This is a genomic window from Streptomyces sp. NBC_01537 (genome assembly GCF_045040445.1).
Taxonomy (GTDB): Bacteria; Actinomycetota; Actinomycetes; order Streptomycetales; family Streptomycetaceae; genus Actinacidiphila.
The window spans coordinates 4,832,758-4,851,034 of record NZ_CP109392.1 but is presented as its reverse complement, the minus strand read 5'-3'; the positions used below and the strand labels follow the sequence as shown (position 1 = coordinate 4,851,034).

Below are 18,277 nucleotides of genomic sequence, written 5' to 3'. Positions count from 1 at the left end.
GCGCGGCTGATGCCCCTCTCGCTGGGGTTTGCCCCCTTGTGCGGGGGCGTCATCATGCTGCCCTGCAGCATGCTGGGCGGCTGTGTGCCCTCGATACCCGTGCAGGTCATGGCAGCGTGATTCGTCTCGTCGCCATTGATGCGGGGAGTCCGGCGGACGGACGAAGGCGGGCTCATGAAGCTGTTGCACGGGGCGGTTCTCGTCGGGTTCGTCGGGCTGGTCGGGCTCGTCGGGCGGGACTTCGACACCGGCGGGGACTGACCGGGACTCCTGTCCGCCATCGCCGGAATGTTCTGCCTCCTGGCCGTCCGCCCCCTCCGCGACCGTGCGCCACTCGGGCGCCCTCGCCGGGGCCGGCCCTTCCGAGGCCCTTCACATCTTCCTTCGGGAACGAGCGAACAGGCCGACCCATGATTCTGACGGGCACCGAAATCGAGCGAGAACGCATGAACGGTCGTATAACGATCGAGCCCCTTCACTCCGGAGCAGGTCAATCCCAACAGCTACAAACTTCCGCCTCGGCAGGACCCTGCGGGTCTACCAGGACATGCCGCTGGACGCCCGGCGCACGAACGGCTTCGAAGAGATCGAGATCCCGGACGGCGGCTATGTCCTGGAGCCCGGCCGGCTCTACCTCGCGCACACCGTCGAGGTGCTGGGCAGCGAGCACTACGCCCCGACCTTCGCTGCGCGCTCCTCGGTGGCACGGCTCGGCCTGTTCATCAACCTCTCGGCCAGCCTGGGCGACATCGGCTACACCGGCCAGTGGACGCTGCAGCTGTACAGCATGAACCGGGTCCGGGTGTACCCCGGCATCAACATCGGCCAGATGATGTGGTGGCGTCCGCAGGGGGAGATCGTCCTGTACGACGGCAAGTACCAGGGCTCGCTGGGCCCCGGTCCAGCGACCTCCACATCGACTTCGACAAGCAGTTCGCGCGGCAGCGTTTCCCCGGGCTGGGGGCGACCTGCGAGCCGAGCGAGGTGGGGCCCAAGTTCGCGCAGCTGGCGGCGGCCAGCCATGACTTCCGCGTGCCCACTGCCTTCTGTGTGCCGGCCGGTGAGTTCGTCGACGCCCTCCCCGACGGGCAGAACGCCGCTTTAGCCGACGCCTTCGCCGACACGAAGGCCACCGTCGGCGCCTTCTTCGCGGACACCGTGGCGAAGATCCAGAAGGCCGGCGCCGAGATCCGTGTCCCGGAGCAGGCCCGCAGGCTGCTCACCGCCCGGCTGAACGAGGTCTTCGGCGACACCGGCGCCGGGCAGCCCGAGCTCGCTGTCCGTTCCTCGGGGCTCGACGAGGACACCGAGGGGTCCAGCCTCGCCGGGATCCACCACCGTCCTGGGTGTCCGAGGCGCCGAGGCTGTCATCGACGCCGTCGAGCGGTGCTGGCGTTCGTACTACGAGGCCCCGGCTGTCGCCGCCCGCATCAGGGCCGGCGACTCCGAGGGCGTCCACCTGGTGCAGGTACGCCCGCTCACCGCGGCCCGCGAGGTCTCCCACAGCTGCGCCGAACCGGTAACCGAGGCACACCGGCTGTACGTCGACGAGCTCCCCGCCGGCTTCGACCTGGGTGCGGTGGCCGCCGTCCACAGCGGCCACAGCGCCAAGCGCGGCCCGGCCCACCGGCGCCGGCTGGGTCGTCCGGTTCAACGGCCGCGGACTGCACGGGGCGCGGGGCAGTGCCTGGCTGCGCGACACGCTCTCCGGCGGCGCCGACGAATGCGTACTGGACTTCGGCGACACCCTGCGCCAGATAGTGGTGCCCAAGGAGGAGGTCCTGAGCCGGCTAGCCGTGACCACGCCCGACCATCACCATCGTGCTCGGCTTCAAGCTCCGTCCCGGGACGAAGGCGCTCCCGCTGGAGCTGGTCGCGGCGGGCGCGATGCTGGCCGCCAGGGGCTTTCTGGTGGCCATGGCCTCCAGCGGCGAATCGGCCATCGGGGACCTGCCCAGGGGCAAGCTGGTCTTCGGGGTCGTGGCGTGCGTCCTGACCTCCACCTCGCTGTCCGGCATCACCTACTACACGAAGCGGCTCGGTGACGCGGGTATGTCGGTGCGGCAGATGATGGGCTCCCGCTTCGCGGCCCTGATCGTCGCGACCCTGGCCATCCCGGTCGTCCGGGGCGGCTTCGGGCCGTACTCCCCCGGCAACGTCGGCGCGATCCTGGCGATCAGGGTCGTCGGCGTGATCATCTCGCTGTACCTGCTCCAGCAGGGCATCGTACGGAGCGAGCCGATCACGGTCTCCATGCTCTTCGGGACGAACCTGCTGATCACCTACGTGACCCAGTTCCTCGACCCGCGGCTGGACCGGTCGCAGGACACCCTCTACGGGCTCCGCGTCATCTCCCTGGCCATGTGCCTGGGCACCTGGACCCGCTGGCACACGGGCCGGCGGGAGGCCGCCGGCGCCGAGAAGGAAGCCCCCGGCGTCGAGGTCAGGGCCTGATGTGCGGCACGCGGGTGAGCGGGGGCATGGCCGGGAACCGGGGCGGGTACGTGCGCGTTGGGTCAATTGGGCAAGGTCAGTAAAGGAATCGTCAAGGGGCGCGGCCCGCGCCGGATTGAGCAGGGAGATCCATGGGAGTCAGCCTTTCCAAGGGCGGCAATGTCTCGCTGACCAAGGAGGCCCCGGGACTGACCGCGGTCACCGTCGGTCTGGGCTGGGACGTGCGTACGACCACGGGCACGGACTTCGACCTGGACGCGAGCGCGCTGCTGGTCGACGAGAGCGGCAAGGTCGTCTCGGACAAGCACTTCGTCTTCTTCAACAACCTCAAGAGCCCTGAGGGCTCGGTCGAGCACACCGGCGACAACATCACGGGTGAGGGCGAGGGCGACGACGAGCAGGTCAAGGTCAGCCTGACGACGGTCCCGGCCGAGGTCGCCAAGATCGTCTTCCCGGTGTCGATCTACGACGGCGAGGGCCGGTCGCAGAGCTTCGGCCAGGTCCGCAACGCCTTCATCCGCGTGGTGAACCAGGCCGACAACAACGAGCTCGCCCGCTACGACCTCACCGAGGACGCCTCGACCGAGACCGCGATGGTCTTCGGCGAGCTGTACCGCAACGGCGCGGAGTGGAAGTTCCGCGCCGTCGGGCAGGGCTACGCGTCAGGCCTGCGGGGCATCGCTCAGGACTTCGGCGTCAACCTCTGACGCCTCGGGTCCGGCAGCCTGGGGCCGTACGGCGGTCACCGCCGTACGGCCCTTCGTCTTGCCCGGGATGAAGGCGCCGATGGCCAGGGCGACCACACCGGCCGAGGCGGCGATGACGAAGGCGGTCCGGAAGCCGTTCAGGGAGGGGACGACGGCGGTGCCCAGGGGCTGCGTCATATGGGCCAGGACGACGCCGACGACCGCGCTGGAGGTCGAGGTGCCGATCGACCGCATGAGGGTGTTGAGGCCGTTGGCGGCGGCCGTCTCCGAGGGCGGGACCGCGCCCATGATGAGGGCGGGCATGGCCGCGTAGGCGAAGGCGACGCCGGCGCCGATGACCAGGCCGACGACGATCAGCTGCCAGACGGCGTTGAGCAGCGCGGTGCCCAGCGTGTAGCCGACGGTGGAGATGGCGATGCCGATCAGCAGGGAGACCTTGGGCCCCTTGGCGGCGGTGATGCGGGCCGAGACCGGCGAGATCAACATCATGATCAGACCGCCGGGGGCCAGGCACAGACCGGCGTTGACCATCGACAGGCCGAGGCCGTAGCCGGTCGCCTCGGGCAGTTCGAGGATCTGCGGCAGGGCCAGCATCTGGGCGTAGAGCACGAAGCCGACCATGACCGTGGCGAGGTTGGTGAGCAGCACCTGGCGGCGGGCGGTGGTGCGCAGGTCGACCAGCGGCTCGGCGGTGCGCAGCTCGAAGGCGCCCCAGCCGAGCAGGATCACTACGGCGGCGGCGAACAGCCCGAGGGTGGTGCCGCTGCCCCAGCCCCAGTCGGCGCCCTTGGTGATCGGGAGCAGCAGGCAGATCAGGCCCGCGCTGAGCCCGATCGCGCCCGCGACGTCGAAGCGGCCCGGCGTGCGCACGGGCGACTCGGGGACGAAGACGGCGATCGCCGCGATCGCGGCGATGCCGAGGCCGCCGGAGACCAGGAACAGGCTGTGCCAGTTCCAGTGCTGGGCGATGAGGGCCGCGCCGGGCAGGCCGAGCGCGCCGCCGATGCCGAGCGAGGAGCTCATCAGGGCCATCGCGGAGCCCATCCGCTCACGCGGCAGCTCGTCGCGCATGATGCTGATGCCCAGCGGGATGACGCCCATGGCGCCGCCCTGCAGGGCCCGGCCGATCACCATCGGTACGAGGGACGAGGTGAAGGCGCACAGCGCGGAGCCGGCCACCAGCAGGCCGAGGCTGACGAAGAGGATCCGCCGCTTGCCGTACATGTCGCCGAGGCGGCCCATGACGGGGGTGGCGACGGCGCCGGCCAGCAGGGTCGCGGTGATCACCCAGGAGGCGTCGGAGGCGGAGGAGTGCAGAAGGGCCGGCAGCTCGGATATGAGCGGTACGACGAGCGTCTGCATCACGGCGACGACGATGCCGGCGAGCGAGAGCACGGCGACGATGGCGCTGCCCTGTCGTCGGTCGTGCGCGGTGTCGGTGGAACTGGTCATGCGGAGGGTCCCCCCGGGAATTCGCCCAATTTAGTAATCCTAGGCAACTAGTTTGCCGCCTGTTTTTCTTCCCGGGGAACGCAAAGACTGGCTAAAGCCGCGCGCGAACGGCCCCGCTCCTGGGTCGGGGGCGGGGCCGTTTCGTGGAGCAGGGGTCAGGCGGCGACCTTCGCGGCGAAGTCCTTCGCCTTGGCGGCGGCCTCCTCGTGGGCCTTGGCCTTGGAGGCGTCGGCGATCTCGACCAGGTCGGCCATGGCGGGCACGACTCGGGCCAGGGTCAGCTCGGGGACGACGAAGTGGACGTCGAGGCCGAGGGCGCCCAGCGCCTTCGTCAGGTAGGTGATGACGAACTCGTGGTCCTCGCGCGGGGTGCCGGGGCCGTAGCCGCCACCGCGGGAGGCGACGACGACGGTCGGGGTACCGGCGGCGGAGGGGGTCTCACCGGCGGTGCGGCCGAGCAGGATGACCTGGTCCAGCCACGCCTTGAGGGTGGAGGGGATCGTGAAGTTGTACATCGGCGCGGAGATCAGGATCGCGTCGGCCTGCTCCAGTTCGGCGATCAGGGCACCGCGTACGGGGTGGTCGGCGGCGGCGGCGTAGGTCGCGGCGTCGATGTGCGGGACCGGCTCGGCGGTCAGGTCGCGGTGGATGACCGTGCCGGTCGGATGCTGGGCCTCCCACTCCTTGCGGAAGGTGGCGGCGACATCCTTGGAAGCGGAGCCCTCGGCGGGCCAGATGGAGGAGTCGATGTGCAGCAGCGTGGGCATGGGGGCTGTCTCCGATCCAGGTAAACATTCGTACGTAGCTATTGGTACCACAGGAGCTTACTTTTTTGCAGCCATGGAGGGCAAGGGCAGTACCCTTGGCGCATGGGACAGCAGCAGGAAGAAGCGGTGGAGCCGTGTACCGGGGTCGATGTGGCCCTGACACGGGTTTTCGAGCTGCTCGGCAAACGCTGGACCGGCCTGATCGTGGCGGTCCTCACACAGCGCGCGGTCTACTTCTCGGAGCTGCGCCGCGCCATTCCGAAGATCAGTGAACGCATGCTCTCGGACCGGCTCACCGAGCTGGCCGAGGCCGGACTGCTGACCCGGGAGGTCGAGGCCGGCCCGCCGCTGCGGGTCAGCTACCGGCTCACCGAGGCGGGGCGGGCGCTGGGCCCGGCGCTGGAGGCCCTGGGGCAGTGGGCGGAGGCGTATCTGCCGGGCGACTCGCCCTGCGCAGGGGTCCGGGAGGCCAAGGAAGCCATCGCGGGCGAGGCCGTCCAGCCCGGTTAGCCGGGCAGCCAGCTAGCCGGGCTGGCTTGACGGGCTCGGGAGCGGGAGCTCGAACCAGACGACTTTGCCCACCGCCTTGCGGCTGGTGCCCCAGCGGCGCGACAGGTGGCTGACGAGGGTTAGGCCGCGGCCCTCCTCGTCATTGGGGTCCGCGCGCCGTAGCTGCGGGAGGTTGTGGTCGTCGTCGGAGACCTCGACCAGCAGCTTTCCCACCCGCATCAGGCGCAGGCTCACCTCGTGGGACGCGGCCCGCAGCGCGTTCGTCACCAGCTCGCTGACCAGCAGCTCGGTGAGCTCGCTGATGTTGCCGGTCAGGCCCCATACGGCGAGCTGGTCGCGGGTCAGCTCGCGGGCCCGGCGCACCTCGGACAGGTCCATGTCCAGCTTCCACTCGGCGACATCGTCCGAGGGGATGCCCTGGAAGTTGGCGACCAGCAGCGCGACATCGTCGCCCCGGTCGTCGTAGTGCACCTTGCTGAGGATCTGTTCGCAGACGTCCTCGGGGGTCTGGTCCGGCTCGATGACATTGGAGCAGAGGGCGGCCAGCCCCGCGTCTATCCCCTGCCCGCGCACCTCGACCAGCCCGTCGGTGCACAGCACCAGCCAACTGCCGTCCGGCACCGGGATCTCGACCGTCTCGAACGGCACGCCGCCCACCCCGATCGGGGCGCCCTTGGGGATCTGCAGCAGCTCACTGCGGCCGTCGTGGCGGGCCAGGACGGGCGGGATGTGCCCGGCGTTGGCCAGGGTGAGGGACCGGTGGATCGGGTCGTAGACCGCGTAGACGCAGGTCGCGAGGTGCTCGGCGCCCAGGCGGTGGGCCAGGTTGTCCAGGTGGCGCAGCAGCTGGGCGGGCGGCAGGTCGAGGGCGGCCATCGTGATCACGGACGTACGGAACTGGCCCATCACGGCGGCCGAGAGCAGGCCGTGGCCCATGACATCGCCGACGATCAGCGCCACGCGCCCGCCGGGGAGCTGGATCGCGTCGAACCAGTCGCCGCCGACCTGCGCCTGCCGGTCGCCGGGGCGGTAGTGGTGCGCGATGCGCACGCCGGGGATCTTCGGCGGGCGGGTCGGCATCATGCTGCGCTGCAGGGTGGCGGCGGCGCGCGACTCCAGGCGGTGCAGGCGCGCGTTGTCGAGGTGGACGGCGCCGCGGGCGACGACCTCGCCGGCGGTCTCGGCGTCCTTGGCGTCGAAGGGGCGGCGGCCCGGGCGGCGCACCAGGCACATCCGGCCGAGCACGGTGCCGCGCGCGGTCAGCGGGACGACGACCATCGAGTGGTGCGGCAGCAGCGGGCCCAGCGCCGGTACGCCGAGGTCGGCGGCGATGTCCTCGGCGAGCGCGGGGTCTATCACCGGGATGAGGAACGGATCGCCGAGGCGCGGGGTGATCTCGTTGGCGGCGAGCGGGATCAGCTCGCCCTCGGGCAGCGAGGTGTCCCAGGGGCCGCCGGGCGGGCCGTTGTGCGCGACCGCGACCCGGCGGGCGGTGATCATGCCGGACGGCCGGTCGTCCTTGGGCGGCTCGGTGTCGGAGAACAGCTGGTCGACGATGAGGATCGCGGCGTAGTCGGCGAAGCGCGGGACGGTGACCGCGCACAGCTCCCGGGCGGTGGTGTCCAGGTCGAGGGTGGTGCCGACCTTGGTGCCGATCTCGCGGAGCAGGGCGAGCTGCTCGTCGAGGGTGTGGCCGGGGGCGGGGGCGGGGTGCGCACTCCGGGCGGCCTGCGCGTTCTGCGCGGCGTACGTGCCCTGCGCGCCGTACGAGCTCTGCGCGGGCAGCAGTTCCTTGCGGCCGGCCGATCCTGAGGCGCGGGCCGGGCGGCGGACGGCCGGGTTGCCGCCGGGCGGGCCCTGCTCGTACGGCAGCACCGGCAGCGGAACGGTCCCCTCCACTTCCAGTACGGGGTAGCCGTACGGCACGATCTGCCGCATGATCCGGTCCAGTCGCCCCGAGCTCACCCGGGGCAGCACGGCGCCCAGGCGGGCGCCCAGGTGCTCGGCATGTGCAGGGTCGGACACCGTGGCCAGCCGGGCCGCGATGCGCACGCCGTTTTCGGGCGTTCCGTCGCTCACGCCGTCGGCGGCCGTGTACGGCAGCATGCGGTCGCCCAGCGCTATGCGCAGCGCCCCGGCGCGCAGCGGCTTGGCGTTGGCCGCGATCACCAGGAGGCTGCGCCCGGCCGGCTCCATGATCCGGTACGACCACCACAGGGCGTCCCGTACCGCGCCGTCGCGGTCGGTGGCGGCCATTACCCCGGCCCAGGCGGGGCGGGTGAGGTCGTCGAGCAGGTCGAGGGTGTCCTGGCGCTCACCGGCCGGATCGGCGGGATGGGGCAGCAGGCCGGAGGCGCGCTGGCCGAAGACGCCCTCCCAGCGGTGGCCGAACAGCTCCTCGGCGCCCCGGTTCCAGTACGAGATGTTGCCGTCCGGATCGACGCACAGGACTGCGAGGCGGAGCAGGGCGGACAGGCCCGTGGTCGCGATCGGGCTCGTCGTGGCGGCGGTGGCGGGCAGCCGGGTCATCTCGTCCAACGATGTGCACCTGCGGTTCGGGCCGGGCCGGCGCTGAGGGAGTATCAGTGTCGTATTGGGTTGCGGTCCAGGCAAGCATGAATCATCGGGCGTGGTCCGGTAAATGGCGCGATTGGCCCCAGATATGACCAACCGGGCACTTCAGTTCGACGCGCGGGTTTTCGGGGCAGGGAGGGACTCATGATGGAGCAGAGAATTCCGCTTGTGTCGGGATTTGCGCGGTGGCCGCACCCCGGCTCACCGAAGGCCGACGGCCGGGCCCTGCGCGAGCGCGTTCCGCGCGAGGCGCACGGGATTTTCGAGGCGGCGGCCGGCCGGCCGGGCGCGGTGGAGTCGGTGCGGGCCTCCAACGAGGACCGGATCCCCGGCCTCATCGCCCTGCGGGTCGGGCGGATGGCGGCGAGCCCCTTTTCCTTCCTGCGCGGGTCGGCCGGGCTGATGGCCGCCGACCTGGCGGGTACGGCCGCCTCCGGGATCGGCGCGCAGCTGTGCGGGGATGCGCATGCGGCGAATTTCGGTCTCTACGGTGACGCGCGCGGCGGCCTCGTCATGGACATCAACGACTTCGACGAGACCGCCCACGGTCCGTGGGAGTGGGATCTCAAGCGCCTCGCGGCCTCGCTGGTGCTCGCGGGCCGGGAGGCCGGCGCGGACGAGGACATCTGCCGGTCGGCGGCTTTCGACGCGGTGGGCGCGTACCGGCGGACCATGCGGCTGCTGGCCAAACTGCCGGTGGCGGAGGCCTGGAACGCCATCGCCGACGAGCGACTGGTCGCGCATGCGCATGCCGGGGATCTGCGCGACACCCTGGGGCGGGTCTCGGAGAAGGCGCGCAAGAACACCAGCGCCAAGTTCGCGGCGCGCGCCACCGAGCCCGTGCCGGACGGCGGCCGGCGCTTCGTCGACGCCCCGCCGGTGCTGCGCCGGGTACCGGACAAGGAGGCCGCGGCGGTCGCGCTGTCCCTCGCGGACTATCTGCGCACCCTGGGTGAGGACCGGCTGCCGCTGCTCGCGCGCTACGCCGTCCATGACGTGGCCTTCCGGGTGGTCGGGACGGGCAGCGTCGGCCTGCGGTCGTATGTGGTGCTGCTCCTGGACCACCTGGGCGAGCCGCTGGTGCTCCAGGTCAAGGAGGCGCGGGCCTCGGCCCTGGCCCCGTACCTGCCGGAGGTGCCCGACGTGGAGCACCAGGGCCGGCGGGTCGTGCTCGGGCAGAAGCGGATGCAGGTCGTCAGCGACACCCTGCTGGGCTGGACGACGGTCGAGGGCCGTCCGTACCAGGTGCGGCAGTTCCGCAACCGCAAGGGCAGCGTCGACCCGGCGTCCCTGCAGGCCGGGCTCATCGACGACTACGCGCGCATGACGGGCGCCCTGCTGGCCCGCGCGCACGCGCACAGCGCCGACCCGCGGCTGATCACCGGCTACTGCGGCAAGGGCGAGGAGCTCGACGAGGCCGTGGCCGCCTTCGCGGTGACGTACGCGGACCGTACCGAAGCGGACCACGCGGAGCTGGTGGAAGCGGTGCGGAGCGGGCGGATCCCGGCCGAGCTTGGAATATGACCGGTGGCTCCTCGTAGACACCTCACGGTGCTAAGCCGTCAAGTTTTCGGGATGAGCCCTCCGTTCACGGCGCGGTTGTAGAGGCGCCGGTGCCACTCGTTGGCGTGGGGTCCGGGGTCGGTGGTCAGGACGGGGTTTGGGCCGGTCTCGATGAGGTGCAGCAGGGTCCCGGCGACGCCGTAGCAGTCGTCTGGGCCGAAGCAGGAGACCAGCGCTCGGGCTTCCTCGCCCGTGACCGGCTTTGGAATCGCTTCGAGTTGCTCGACACGCCTGTCGATCTCCTCTTCGCTCGCGTCCCAGTCGGGGAGCGGGCCGTCGGCGACGAACGCCTGCACTTCGGGTCTCATGGGTGAATGATCAGCCTCCATCGCCAGCGTGAGCAAGGTGTCTTCGCTGTTCAGGCTGCCGCCTCCTCTGCCTGCGACGGTGCTGGGAACGCAGATTGCTCGTCGAAGAGTTTCCGATTCTGGAGGCAGTGGTAGAGCTGGCCGATCATGCGGTTGAAGAGGTTGCGTTGGGCGGCAGCGTGCCAGTCGCCGTGGTCGTCGCGGCGCCGTCGGTAGTGGGTCTTGGCTCCGGGTGAGGCGGTGATCGCGGAGAAGGCCCAGAGGTAGCCGGCGTGGTTGAGCCGGTCGTTCTTCACCCAGCGGCGGGTGACGTTCGACTTCTTGCCGGACGCCCGGGTGATCGGTGAGGACCCGGCGTAGGCCTTCAGGCCGCGGGCGTCGGCGAAGCGTGCGTGGTCGTCCCCGATCTCGGCCAGCACCCGGGCACCGAGCTGGAGGCCGAGGCCGGGGAAACTGAGGATGATCTCAGCGTCCGGGTGCCGAGGGACGCCTCGGCCACCGCCTCGGCGAGGTCGTCGGCGGCGGTGCATGCGGCCTCCAGCTGCATCAGGAGGGCGAGCATCTGCTTGCCCAGGGCCTGCTCGACCAGGGGCGGCTGGTGAGCGAACTCGCCGCGAAAGACTTCGCGCAGCCGCTCGGCCTCGGTTTCGATGCCGCGTCGGCGGCCGGCCCGCTTGAGGGCGGCGGCGATCCGGGGGCGGGTCAGCTTCGCGGCGGCGGCCGGGGTGGAGGCGAGTTTGAGGAGCTCGCGGGCCTCGGGACGGCAGAGGCCGTTGGTCCAGGTGGCGAAGGCGTCCAGGGCGGCGGGGTAGTACTCGCGCAGCAGGGAGCGCAGCTGGTTGGCGATCTGCTGGCGGTTCCAGGTGGCGTCCTGCTGGGCGCGGGCCAGGACGGCGATGGCGCGGGCGAGGTCGCTGTCGGCTGGCAGTGGGCGGTGGGCGTGCATGTCGGTGCGCAGGATGTTGGCCAGGACGAGGGCGTCGCCGGGGTCGGACTTCTTGCGGGAGACGCTGTGGCGGTCGCGGTAGCGGGCGGCGGCCATCGGGTTGATCGCGAAGACCTGCCGTTTGCCGGTCCGCAGCACCGCCACGAGCAGGCCTCTGGAGGTTTCGATGGCCACCGGGATCGGGGCCTGTTCGGTGTCGCCGTGCTCTGCGAGCAGGTCCAGCAGGAGTTGGTAGCCGGCCGCGTCGTCGGTGATGTGGCGCTTGGCGAGCAGTTGGCCGGTGTCGTCGACGAGGGCGACGTCGTGGGTTTTCTCGGCCCAGTCGATTCCGCAGTAGATCACGTTTCCCTCCCAAGGTGCGGGGTGTTTGCGCTGGTCACGAGCGCATGCGGGGCCACGCAGCGACCTAATCCCAGGACTCGGCACTTGGGCCGGTCCGCCACCTCACTAGCCGTTCGTGGCACCAGCGCACCGCGCGGGCCTCGGTCTATGCGGGAGCTCGGGCGGCTCGGGCGTTGCGAGAGGTCACCGTGCAGTGGGCTCGCACCACGAACACCAACGAGCGAGCACAGCAACGGGTGGTGGCGGCCGCGAAGGCGCCGAACGCCGCCGATCTGCACTGAGGCATCCAGGCCCGGTCAGGGAAAGGCATCCGTCCGGCGCCCACGCGACCGCCATCACGAGCGCCAGGACCGCCCACCGATCTACGAGCAGGCGTCACCTCGGCCAGGCTGTCCACAGATGTCACGGACCTGGGGCTCGAACAGCCGGAGGAACGCTGTGTCTCTCCGAACCGCTGCCAATACCGGATTAGGCTGTCCAGGTGACGAACGCGCCGACGGACCCGCCGACGATCCCCTCCGCTGACCCATCGACCTCCTCGAACCCCTCGAACGCCTCGTCGAGCCCCTCGAACGCCGGCAAGCCCGAGGACCGGTTGGCCAGGGCGGTGCGCGCGGCTGAGCAGGCGTTGATCGAGTTCGAGATCGCGGTGGAGACCTACCGGGTCGAGGTGGACAACTTCTCCCGGCTGCACCACCAGAAGCTCGGCCCGATGTACGCGCGGCTCGACGAGCTCGACGCGCTGATCGCGGAGGCGGTCGCCGCCAACAGCGGCGACCGCGAGGACATCCAGCGCGCCTGGGAGGCGCGCGCCCTGGTGATGCCCATGCCCGGGGTCGAGGAGCTCTTCGGCGGCATGCTCGGCTCCGACGGCGTCCGCCCGGTCGAGGACCCCAACCCGCCCCGCCGGGTCCGCCCCGGCAAGGAGGCCCAGCGGCTCTACCGCGAGCTGGCCCGGGCCGCCCACCCCGACCTCGCGCAGGAGGAGGGCGAGAAGAAGCGCCGCAGCGAGTTCATCGCCCGGGTGAACGAGGCCTACGCCCACGCCGACGAGGCGCTGCTGCGCGAGCTGTCGGAGGAGTGGGCGGCGGGGCCGGTGACCGAGGAGGAGCTGCCGACCGAGGCCGAGGTCCTCTACGCCCGGCTGGAATGGCTCGCCGAGCGCAAGGAGACGCTCGCGGCGATCGCCGCCGAACTGGAGGGCAGCGCCATCGGGCAGATGATGAAGCTCGCCCCGGACGACCCGGACGGCCTGCTCAACGAGATCGCCGAGTCCCTCCTCAACCAGGTCGCCCATCGCGAGGCCCGGCTCTCGGAGCTTGTTCGCCCCGCGAAGGGCTGAGCCGGTACGTTCGCTGTCGTCGGTTTGTTTCGAGGAGGCCGAGGAGGCCGTTTCCCATGTTCCACGCCCAGCTGCCCCAGGTGGATGCCGCCGCCGTCCCGGCCGACGCGTTCCTGCTGGACGTCCGCGAGCACGACGAATGGGCCGCCGGACACGCCGACGGCGCGCTCCACATCCCCATGGGCGAGGTCGTCGCCCGCTGGTCCGCCGAGGTCCCGGCCGACCAGCGCGTCCACGTCATGTGCCGGGTCGGCGGCCGCTCCGCCCAGGTCACCCAGTACCTCATCGCCCAGGGCGTCGACGCGATCAATATCGACGGCGGCATGCTCGGCTGGGAGGCCGCGGGTCGCCCCGTGGTGGCGGACGGCGGCGCGGACGCGTACGTGCTCTGACCACCGGATCGGTTTGCCCACCGGTTCGGCGCGTCACGCCTCCGCCGCGAGGAGGTCCCCCAGGGCCTCCTCGTGCATGGCGGCCGGCCCGAGCGACAGCTCGAGCTGCTTCGCCCAGGCGTGGTACCGGTGCAGGACGTAGTCCGTGTCCGCGCCGAAGCCGCCGTGGAGGTGCTGCGCGGTCTGGACGACCCTGCGTACGCCCTCCGAGGCCCAGATCTTGGCGACGGCGACGGCGACCGGGTCGAGCCGCCAGTCCGAGGCGGCCTGCCAGAGGGTGGCTTCCATGGCGCGCAGGTCGATGTAGCGGTCGGCCACCTGCATGGAGACGGCCTGGAAGGTGGCTATCGGGTGCCCGAACTGCTCGCGCTTGCCGGTGTATTCGCCGGTGAGGCGCAGGACGGTCGAGCCGAGGCCGAGGGCCAGGGCGCAGGTGCCGGTGGCGAGGAGGCGGCGGAGCCAGTCCCAGGCGCCGTCGGTGGTGATGACGTCCTCGGTGGGGACGCGGACGCCGTCGAGACGGACTTCGGCGAAGAGCTCGCCGCTCGTGGAGACCTGGTCGGCGAGGTCGGCTGAATCGCGGGGCACCAGGGCGAGGACGGGGTGGCCGTCGGGGGTGACGGCGGGGACCAGGATGCGGTCGGCGTGCTGGGCCCAGGGGACGGCGGTGTGGGTGCCGTCGAGCACCCAGGCGGAGCCGTCCCGGCGGGCGGTGACGGCGAGCTCGGCCGGGTCGTGGCCGGTGCGGCCGTGGGCGGCGACGGTGAGGACGAGGGTGCCTCGGACGACGCCGGGGAGCAGCCGGTCTCGCAGCTCGGGAGGGCCGTAGCGCTGGACGGCGAGCGCGGCGGCGCAGGTTTCCAGGAGGGGAACGCGGGCGAGTACGGCCCCGGCCTCGCGCAGCACGAGGCACAGGGCGACGGGGTCGAGCCCGGCGCCGCCGTGGGCCTCGTCCAGGACGAGGCCGAGCAGGTCGGCCTCGGCGAGCTTGCGCCAGAGCGGGCGGTCGAAGTCCTCGGCCACCGCACCGGGGACGAGGGCCGGACTGGGCACCGCGTCGGCTGCCACCCCGGAGAAGACGGCCTGCGCCGCCTCGACGGCTGCGAGCTGCTCCTCGCTGAAGCTGAAGTCCATTGCTAGGGCCTCCCCTTTGATCTGACGGTGTGTCAGATTAGGTGCCTCAGGCGTCGAAGTCCACCTCCACGGCATCCGTGACCGGATGCGACTGGCAGGCCAGCACATAGCCCGCGTCCAGCTCCTCCGCCTCCAGCGCGAAATTGCGGTCCATCCGCACCTCGCCCGAGACCAGCCGCGCCCGGCAGGTCCCGCACACCCCGCCCTTGCACGCGTACGGCGCGTCCGGCCGGTTGCGCAGCACCGTCTCCAGGACCGACTCGCCACCGGCCGAAGCCCAGCTGCCGCCCCGGCCGTCCAGCGTGGCCCGGACCACGGCGCCCACGGGAGTCCGGACGGCTGCCACCGGCGCCGGGTCCACATGGAAGATCTCCTCGTGGATCCGGCCGCGCGGCACCCCCAGCGCGCGCAGCGCCCGTTCGGCGCCCTGCACCAGTCCGTACGGCCCGCACAGGAACCAGCCGTCCACCGTCTCCAGCTGCAGCAGCCCGGGGAGCATCCCGGTCAGCCGCTCCTGGTCCAGGCGGCCCGACGGCATACCGGCCTGCTGCTCCTCACGGGAAAGCACGGTCACCAGCTGCAGCCGGTCCGGCCAGCGGTCCTTGAGGTCGGCGATCTCCTCCAGGAACATCGTCGAGGCGGCCGTACGGTCGCTGCGTATCAGGCAGAAGCGGGCCTCGGCCTCCCGCTCCAGCAGGGTGCGGACCTGGGAGAGCACCGGGGTGATGCCGCTGCCGCCCACGATCGCGGCGAAGTGGCCCGGGCGCGGCTCCAGGATGAAGCGCCCGGCCGGGGTCAGCACCTCCAGCTCCTCGCCGGCCTGCAGCTCCTTGTGCGCGTACGTCGAGAACTCACCGGCCTCCACCAGCCGCACCGCAACCCGCAGGGTGCTCGGGGCTTCCTCGTACGGCACCGGGTCGCAGATCGAGTACGTACGTCGGATCTCCTGGCCGCCGTCGGTGAACCGGCGGATCGCGAGGTGCTGGCCGGCCGAGAAGCGGTACTCCTCGCGCAGTGGCGGCGGCACCTCGAAGGTGACGGCCACCGAGTCGTCCGTGAGCCGTTCGACCTCGGCGACCCGGAGTGCGTGGAACATCTACAGCTCCTTGAAGTGGTCGAAGGGTTCGCGGCAGCTCTCGCAGCGGCGCAGCGACTTGCAGGCGGTGGACGAGAAACGGTTCAGGAGAGTGGTGTCGAGCGAGCCGCAGTGCGGGCACCGCACCGACAGCCCCACCGGCACCGGACCGCCGCCGGCCACGGTCGGCCGGGGCGGGGCGATGCCGTACTCGGCCAGCTTGCGGCGGCCCTCGGCGCTGATCGCCTCGGTGGACCACGGGGGCGACAGGACGGTACGCACCGACACCTCCGCCATGCCGTGCTCGCGCAGCACCCGGGTCACATCGGCGGCCATGGTGTCGATGGCGGGGCAGCCGGTGTAGGTCGGAGTGAGCTCGACCTCGACCCGGCCCGGGCCGACGAGGCGGACGCCGCGCACGATGCCCAGCTCTTCCAGGGTCACCACCGGCAGCTCGGGGTCCGGGACGGCGCCGACCGCCTGTCGCAGCTCGTCCTCCAGCACGGTGGTCACCATGACGCCCCCGGGTGGGAGCGGTGCAGGTGCTGCATCTCCGCGAGCATCCGCCCGAAGGGCTCGGTGTGGACGCCCTGCCGCCCCGCTCCCGCTGACCACGGCGTGCGGTCGGGGCCCTCCGGCAGGGTCAGCGTGGCGCGGGCCGCGACCTCGCCGACCGTCTCCAGCCAGGGCCCGCGCAGGGCCGGCAGGTCGACGGGCAGCCCCTCGACCGGCTGGAACAGCTCTCCGGTGTACCGCCACAGGGCATCCAGGGCGCGCTGCATCCGCTCATGGCTCTCCGGTGTGCCGTCGCCGAGCCGGAGCGTCCACTGCACGGCGTGGTCCCGGTGATAGGCGACCTCCTTCACCGCCTTGGCCGCGAGCGCCGCCAGGTCACCCGGGCCTGTGGCCAGCTCGCCGTACATCAGCTCCTGGTACACGGAGAAGTACAGCTGGCGGGCGATGGTGTTGGCGAAGTCGCCGTTGGGCTGCTCCACGAGCTGGACGTTGCGGAACTCGCGCTCCTCCCGCAGATAGGCCAGCTCGTCCTCGTCGCCGGCCAGCGAGAGCAGCACCCGGGCCTGGCCGAGCAGGTCCAGGGCGATGTTGGCGAGGGCGACATCCTCTTCCAGCACCGGTGCGTGGCCGGCCCACTCGCCGAGCCGCTGCGCCAGGACGAGGGCGTCGTCGCCCAGGGCGATCGGAGCGATCAGGGCGTCCGGGGTGTCCGGGGCGCGCATGGATACGTGGTTCACAGGTGCCGCACCCCTTCCGGGATCTCGTAGAAGGTCGGGTGCCGGTAGGGCTTGTCGGCTGCGGGCTCGAAGAAGGAGTCCTTCTCGTCCGGGGAGGAGGCGGTGATCTGCGAGGACGGCACGACCCAGATCGACACGCCCTCGCCGCGCCGGGTGTACAGGTCGCGTGCCTGGCGCAGGGCCATCGTCGCGTCCGGTGCGTGCAGGCTGCCCGCGTGGCTGTGGCTGAGCCCGCGCCGGCTGCGGACGAAGACCTCCCACAGCGGCCAGTCGTTGCCGGTCATTTCCGTACCCCCTCGTGCTTGGCCGCGTAGGCCGTGGCGGCCTCCCGCACCCACTCGCCCTCTTCGTGCGCCCTGCGGCGCTGGGTGATCCGCTGCTCGTTGCACGGCCCGTTGCCGCGCAGGACCTGCTGGAACTCCGTCCAGTCGATGGGCCCGTGGTCGTACGAACCGCGCTCCTCGTTCCACCGCAGGGCGGGGTCGGGGAGGGTGAGGCCGAGGATCTCGGCCTGCGGGACGCAGATGTCGACGAAGCGCTGGCGCAGCTCGTCATTGGAATGCCGCTTGATCTTCCAGGCCATGGACTGGGCGGAGTGGGCGGACTCGTCATCGGGCGGGCCGAACATCATCAGCGAGGGCCACCACCAGCGGTCCACCGCGTCCTGCGCCATCGCGTGCTGGGCGGGGGTGCCACGGCTGAGGGCGAGCAGCAGCTCGTACCCCTGCCGCTGGTGGAAGGACTCCTCCTTGCAGATCCGCACCATCGCCCGGGCGTAGGGGCCGTACGAGCAGCGGCACAGCGGCACCTGGTTGGTGATCGCCGCGCCGTCCACCAGCCAGCCGATGGCGCCGACATCGGCCCAGGTCAGGGTGGGGTAGTTGAAGATCGACGAGTACCGCTGGCGGCCGGAGTGCAGCTTGTCGAGGAGTTCGTCGCGGGCGGCGCCCAGGGTTTCGGTGGCGCTGTAGAGATACAGGCCGTGGCCGGCCTCGTCCTGCACCTTGGCCATGAGGATGGCCTTGCGGCGCAGTGAGGGCGCGCGCGTTATCCAGTTGGCCTCGGGCTGCATGCCGATGATCTCGGAGTGGGCGTGCTGCGCCATCTGCCGGATGAGCGTCGCGCGATAGGCGTCCGGCATCCAGTCGCGCGGCTCGATCCGCGAGTCCGCTGCGACCGCGGCGTCGAATGCGGCGAGACGCTGGTCCGTGTCCGCGGTGTCCGTGGCGTTGCCCACCGCCGGTGCTGTCGTCATGCAGAGCCCCCTTGCTCCTGGCCGCCGGCTCCCGACCGACCGATCGTTCGGTTCCATGGTGGGCCGGGCCCAGAGCAGTGTCAAGGTGGGGCGGCGGCCTGTGGATAACGTGGACGACACGGAGAGAATCGGGGATGGCTGTACCCCTGCTGTGCGGCATGAGTACCGTTCCGTGCGGAACGGTACGTGGGGAACGAGGAGCG

19 protein-coding genes and 1 pseudogene are annotated in these 18,277 nt (G+C 71.4%); 9 read left to right on the top strand and 11 right to left on the bottom strand.

What is annotated here, in order from left to right:
* Window positions 1-138 precede the first annotated feature (138 nt).
* From OG607_RS22320 to OG607_RS22300, 5 genes are all read left to right on the top strand, one after another.
* On the top strand, window positions 139-261 hold the full coding sequence (locus OG607_RS22320) for a hypothetical protein (protein WP_405726157.1): 123 nt from the start codon (window positions 139-141) through the stop codon (window positions 259-261).
* Between the two features lie 286 nt (window positions 262-547).
* Window positions 548-1,105 (top strand): dCTP deaminase domain-containing protein, encoded by a 558-nt coding sequence (locus OG607_RS22315; protein ID WP_405726154.1) that lies wholly within the window; start codon window positions 548-550, stop codon window positions 1,103-1,105.
* The gene (locus tag OG607_RS22310; protein WP_405726151.1) at window positions 1,033-1,761 is read left to right on the top strand and encodes a hypothetical protein; all 729 of its coding nucleotides are present in this window, start codon (window positions 1,033-1,035) and stop codon (window positions 1,759-1,761) included. The genes OG607_RS22315 and OG607_RS22310 overlap by 73 nt, the downstream gene beginning before the upstream one ends.
* Window positions 1,762-1,821: 60 nt before the next feature.
* Window positions 1,822-2,454, top strand: coding sequence for a hypothetical protein (locus OG607_RS22305; RefSeq protein ID WP_405726148.1), 633 nt, complete (start codon window positions 1,822-1,824; stop codon window positions 2,452-2,454).
* 131 nt (window positions 2,455-2,585) lie between these two features.
* Window positions 2,586-3,161 (top strand): TerD family protein, encoded by a 576-nt coding sequence (locus OG607_RS22300; protein ID WP_329315365.1) that lies wholly within the window; start codon window positions 2,586-2,588, stop codon window positions 3,159-3,161.
* Here OG607_RS22300 and OG607_RS22295 read toward each other — a convergent pair.
* Window positions 3,117-4,613, bottom strand: a complete 1,497-nt coding sequence (locus OG607_RS22295; protein WP_405726143.1) for an MFS transporter — start codon at window positions 4,611-4,613, stop codon at window positions 3,117-3,119. The genes OG607_RS22300 and OG607_RS22295 overlap by 45 nt on opposite strands.
* A gap of 155 nt (window positions 4,614-4,768) precedes the next feature.
* Window positions 4,769-5,380, bottom strand: a complete 612-nt coding sequence (locus OG607_RS22290; protein ID WP_405726140.1) for an FMN-dependent NADH-azoreductase — start codon at window positions 5,378-5,380, stop codon at window positions 4,769-4,771.
* A 102-nt stretch (window positions 5,381-5,482) separates the two neighbouring features.
* Between OG607_RS22290 and OG607_RS22285 the strand changes: the two genes are divergently transcribed.
* Window positions 5,483-5,890, top strand: a complete 408-nt coding sequence (locus OG607_RS22285; protein WP_405726137.1) for a winged helix-turn-helix transcriptional regulator — start codon at window positions 5,483-5,485, stop codon at window positions 5,888-5,890.
* Window positions 5,891-5,902: 12 nt separating this feature from the next.
* Here OG607_RS22285 and OG607_RS22280 read toward each other — a convergent pair whose 3' ends face one another.
* Complete coding sequence (locus OG607_RS22280) at window positions 5,903-8,419, bottom strand: SpoIIE family protein phosphatase (RefSeq protein WP_405736971.1); 2,517 nt, start codon at window positions 8,417-8,419, stop codon at window positions 5,903-5,905.
* Window positions 8,420-8,608: 189 nt separating this feature from the next.
* Here OG607_RS22280 and OG607_RS22275 point away from each other — a divergent pair, with 189 nt between their 5' ends.
* Window positions 8,609-9,988: a DUF2252 domain-containing protein gene (locus OG607_RS22275; RefSeq protein ID WP_405726134.1), complete on the top strand. Its 1,380-nt coding sequence runs from the start codon at window positions 8,609-8,611 to the stop codon at window positions 9,986-9,988.
* A gap of 38 nt (window positions 9,989-10,026) precedes the next feature.
* On the opposite strand, the gene OG607_RS22270 is transcribed toward OG607_RS22275, so the two are convergent.
* Both OG607_RS22270 and OG607_RS22265 read right to left on the bottom strand, forming a co-directional pair.
* On the bottom strand, window positions 10,027-10,335 hold the full coding sequence (locus OG607_RS22270) for a hypothetical protein (RefSeq protein WP_329321541.1): 309 nt from the start codon (window positions 10,333-10,335) through the stop codon (window positions 10,027-10,029).
* A gap of 50 nt (window positions 10,336-10,385) precedes the next feature.
* Window positions 10,386-11,623 (bottom strand): annotated as a pseudogene (locus OG607_RS22265) (IS110 family transposase).
* Between the two features lie 481 nt (window positions 11,624-12,104).
* On the opposite strand from OG607_RS22265, the gene OG607_RS22260 reads away from it, so the two are divergent.
* Both OG607_RS22260 and OG607_RS22255 read left to right on the top strand, forming a co-directional pair.
* The gene (locus OG607_RS22260) at window positions 12,105-12,965 is read left to right on the top strand and encodes a hypothetical protein (protein WP_405726130.1); all 861 of its coding nucleotides are present in this window, start codon (window positions 12,105-12,107) and stop codon (window positions 12,963-12,965) included.
* A 56-nt stretch (window positions 12,966-13,021) separates the two neighbouring features.
* On the top strand, window positions 13,022-13,357 hold the full coding sequence (locus tag OG607_RS22255; protein WP_405726127.1) for a rhodanese-like domain-containing protein: 336 nt from the start codon (window positions 13,022-13,024) through the stop codon (window positions 13,355-13,357).
* Window positions 13,358-13,390: 33 nt separating this feature from the next.
* Here OG607_RS22255 and OG607_RS22250 read toward each other — a convergent pair whose 3' ends face one another.
* Genes OG607_RS22250 through paaA form a run of 6 tightly spaced genes read right to left on the bottom strand, consistent with a single transcriptional unit; the run spans window position 13,391 to window position 18,074 of the window.
* Window positions 13,391-14,491, bottom strand: coding sequence for an acyl-CoA dehydrogenase family protein (locus OG607_RS22250; protein ID WP_405726124.1), 1,101 nt, complete (start codon window positions 14,489-14,491; stop codon window positions 13,391-13,393).
* A gap of 46 nt (window positions 14,492-14,537) precedes the next feature.
* Entirely contained in the window at window positions 14,538-15,587 is a 1,050-nt protein-coding gene (locus tag OG607_RS22245) for a 2Fe-2S iron-sulfur cluster-binding protein (protein ID WP_405726121.1), read from the bottom strand.
* Window positions 15,588-16,082, bottom strand: coding sequence for a 1,2-phenylacetyl-CoA epoxidase subunit PaaD (gene paaD, locus OG607_RS22240; protein ID WP_405726118.1), 495 nt, complete (start codon window positions 16,080-16,082; stop codon window positions 15,588-15,590).
* Window positions 16,076-16,777 (bottom strand): 1,2-phenylacetyl-CoA epoxidase subunit PaaC, encoded by a 702-nt coding sequence (gene paaC / locus OG607_RS22235; protein ID WP_405736969.1) that lies wholly within the window; start codon window positions 16,775-16,777, stop codon window positions 16,076-16,078. Before paaC ends, paaD begins: the two co-directional genes overlap by 7 nt.
* 38 nt (window positions 16,778-16,815) lie before the next feature.
* Window positions 16,816-17,103, bottom strand: coding sequence for a 1,2-phenylacetyl-CoA epoxidase subunit PaaB (gene paaB / locus OG607_RS22230; RefSeq protein ID WP_405726115.1), 288 nt, complete (start codon window positions 17,101-17,103; stop codon window positions 16,816-16,818).
* Window positions 17,100-18,074 carry a 1,2-phenylacetyl-CoA epoxidase subunit PaaA gene (gene paaA, locus OG607_RS22225; protein ID WP_405726112.1) on the bottom strand — a complete coding sequence of 325 codons (975 nt, stop codon included), beginning with the start codon at window positions 18,072-18,074 and terminating at the stop codon, window positions 17,100-17,102. Before paaA ends, paaB begins: the two co-directional genes overlap by 4 nt.
* Window positions 18,075-18,277: the final 203 nt, after the last annotated feature.

Excerpts from the sequence above, each read along its gene's own strand:
- OG607_RS22250 (WP_405726124.1), bottom strand. The coding sequence starts at position 14,491 with ATGGACTTCAGCTTCAGCGAGGAGCAGCTCGCAGCCGTCGAGGCGGCG.
- OG607_RS22300 (WP_329315365.1), top strand. The coding sequence starts at position 2,586 with ATGGGAGTCAGCCTTTCCAAGGGCGGCAATGTCTCGCTGACCAAGGAG.
- OG607_RS22295 (WP_405726143.1), bottom strand. The coding sequence starts at position 4,613 with ATGACCAGTTCCACCGACACCGCGCACGACCGACGACAGGGCAGCGCC.
- OG607_RS22290 (WP_405726140.1), bottom strand. The coding sequence starts at position 5,380 with ATGCCCACGCTGCTGCACATCGACTCCTCCATCTGGCCCGCCGAGGGC.
- OG607_RS22255 (WP_405726127.1), top strand. The coding sequence starts at position 13,022 with ATGTTCCACGCCCAGCTGCCCCAGGTGGATGCCGCCGCCGTCCCGGCC.
- paaA (WP_405726112.1), bottom strand. The coding sequence starts at position 18,074 with ATGACGACAGCACCGGCGGTGGGCAACGCCACGGACACCGCGGACACG.
- OG607_RS22285 (WP_405726137.1), top strand. The coding sequence starts at position 5,483 with ATGGGACAGCAGCAGGAAGAAGCGGTGGAGCCGTGTACCGGGGTCGAT.
- paaD (WP_405726118.1), bottom strand. The coding sequence starts at position 16,082 with ATGGTGACCACCGTGCTGGAGGACGAGCTGCGACAGGCGGTCGGCGCC.
- OG607_RS22280 (WP_405736971.1), bottom strand. The coding sequence starts at position 8,419 with ATGACCCGGCTGCCCGCCACCGCCGCCACGACGAGCCCGATCGCGACC.
- OG607_RS22245 (WP_405726121.1), bottom strand. The coding sequence starts at position 15,587 with ATGTTCCACGCACTCCGGGTCGCCGAGGTCGAACGGCTCACGGACGAC.
- OG607_RS22275 (WP_405726134.1), top strand. The coding sequence starts at position 8,609 with ATGATGGAGCAGAGAATTCCGCTTGTGTCGGGATTTGCGCGGTGGCCG.
- OG607_RS22270 (WP_329321541.1), bottom strand. The coding sequence starts at position 10,335 with ATGAGACCCGAAGTGCAGGCGTTCGTCGCCGACGGCCCGCTCCCCGAC.
- OG607_RS22315 (WP_405726154.1), top strand. The coding sequence starts at position 548 with ATGCCGCTGGACGCCCGGCGCACGAACGGCTTCGAAGAGATCGAGATC.
- OG607_RS22320 (WP_405726157.1), top strand. The coding sequence starts at position 139 with ATGCGGGGAGTCCGGCGGACGGACGAAGGCGGGCTCATGAAGCTGTTG.
- paaB (WP_405726115.1), bottom strand. The coding sequence starts at position 17,103 with ATGACCGGCAACGACTGGCCGCTGTGGGAGGTCTTCGTCCGCAGCCGG.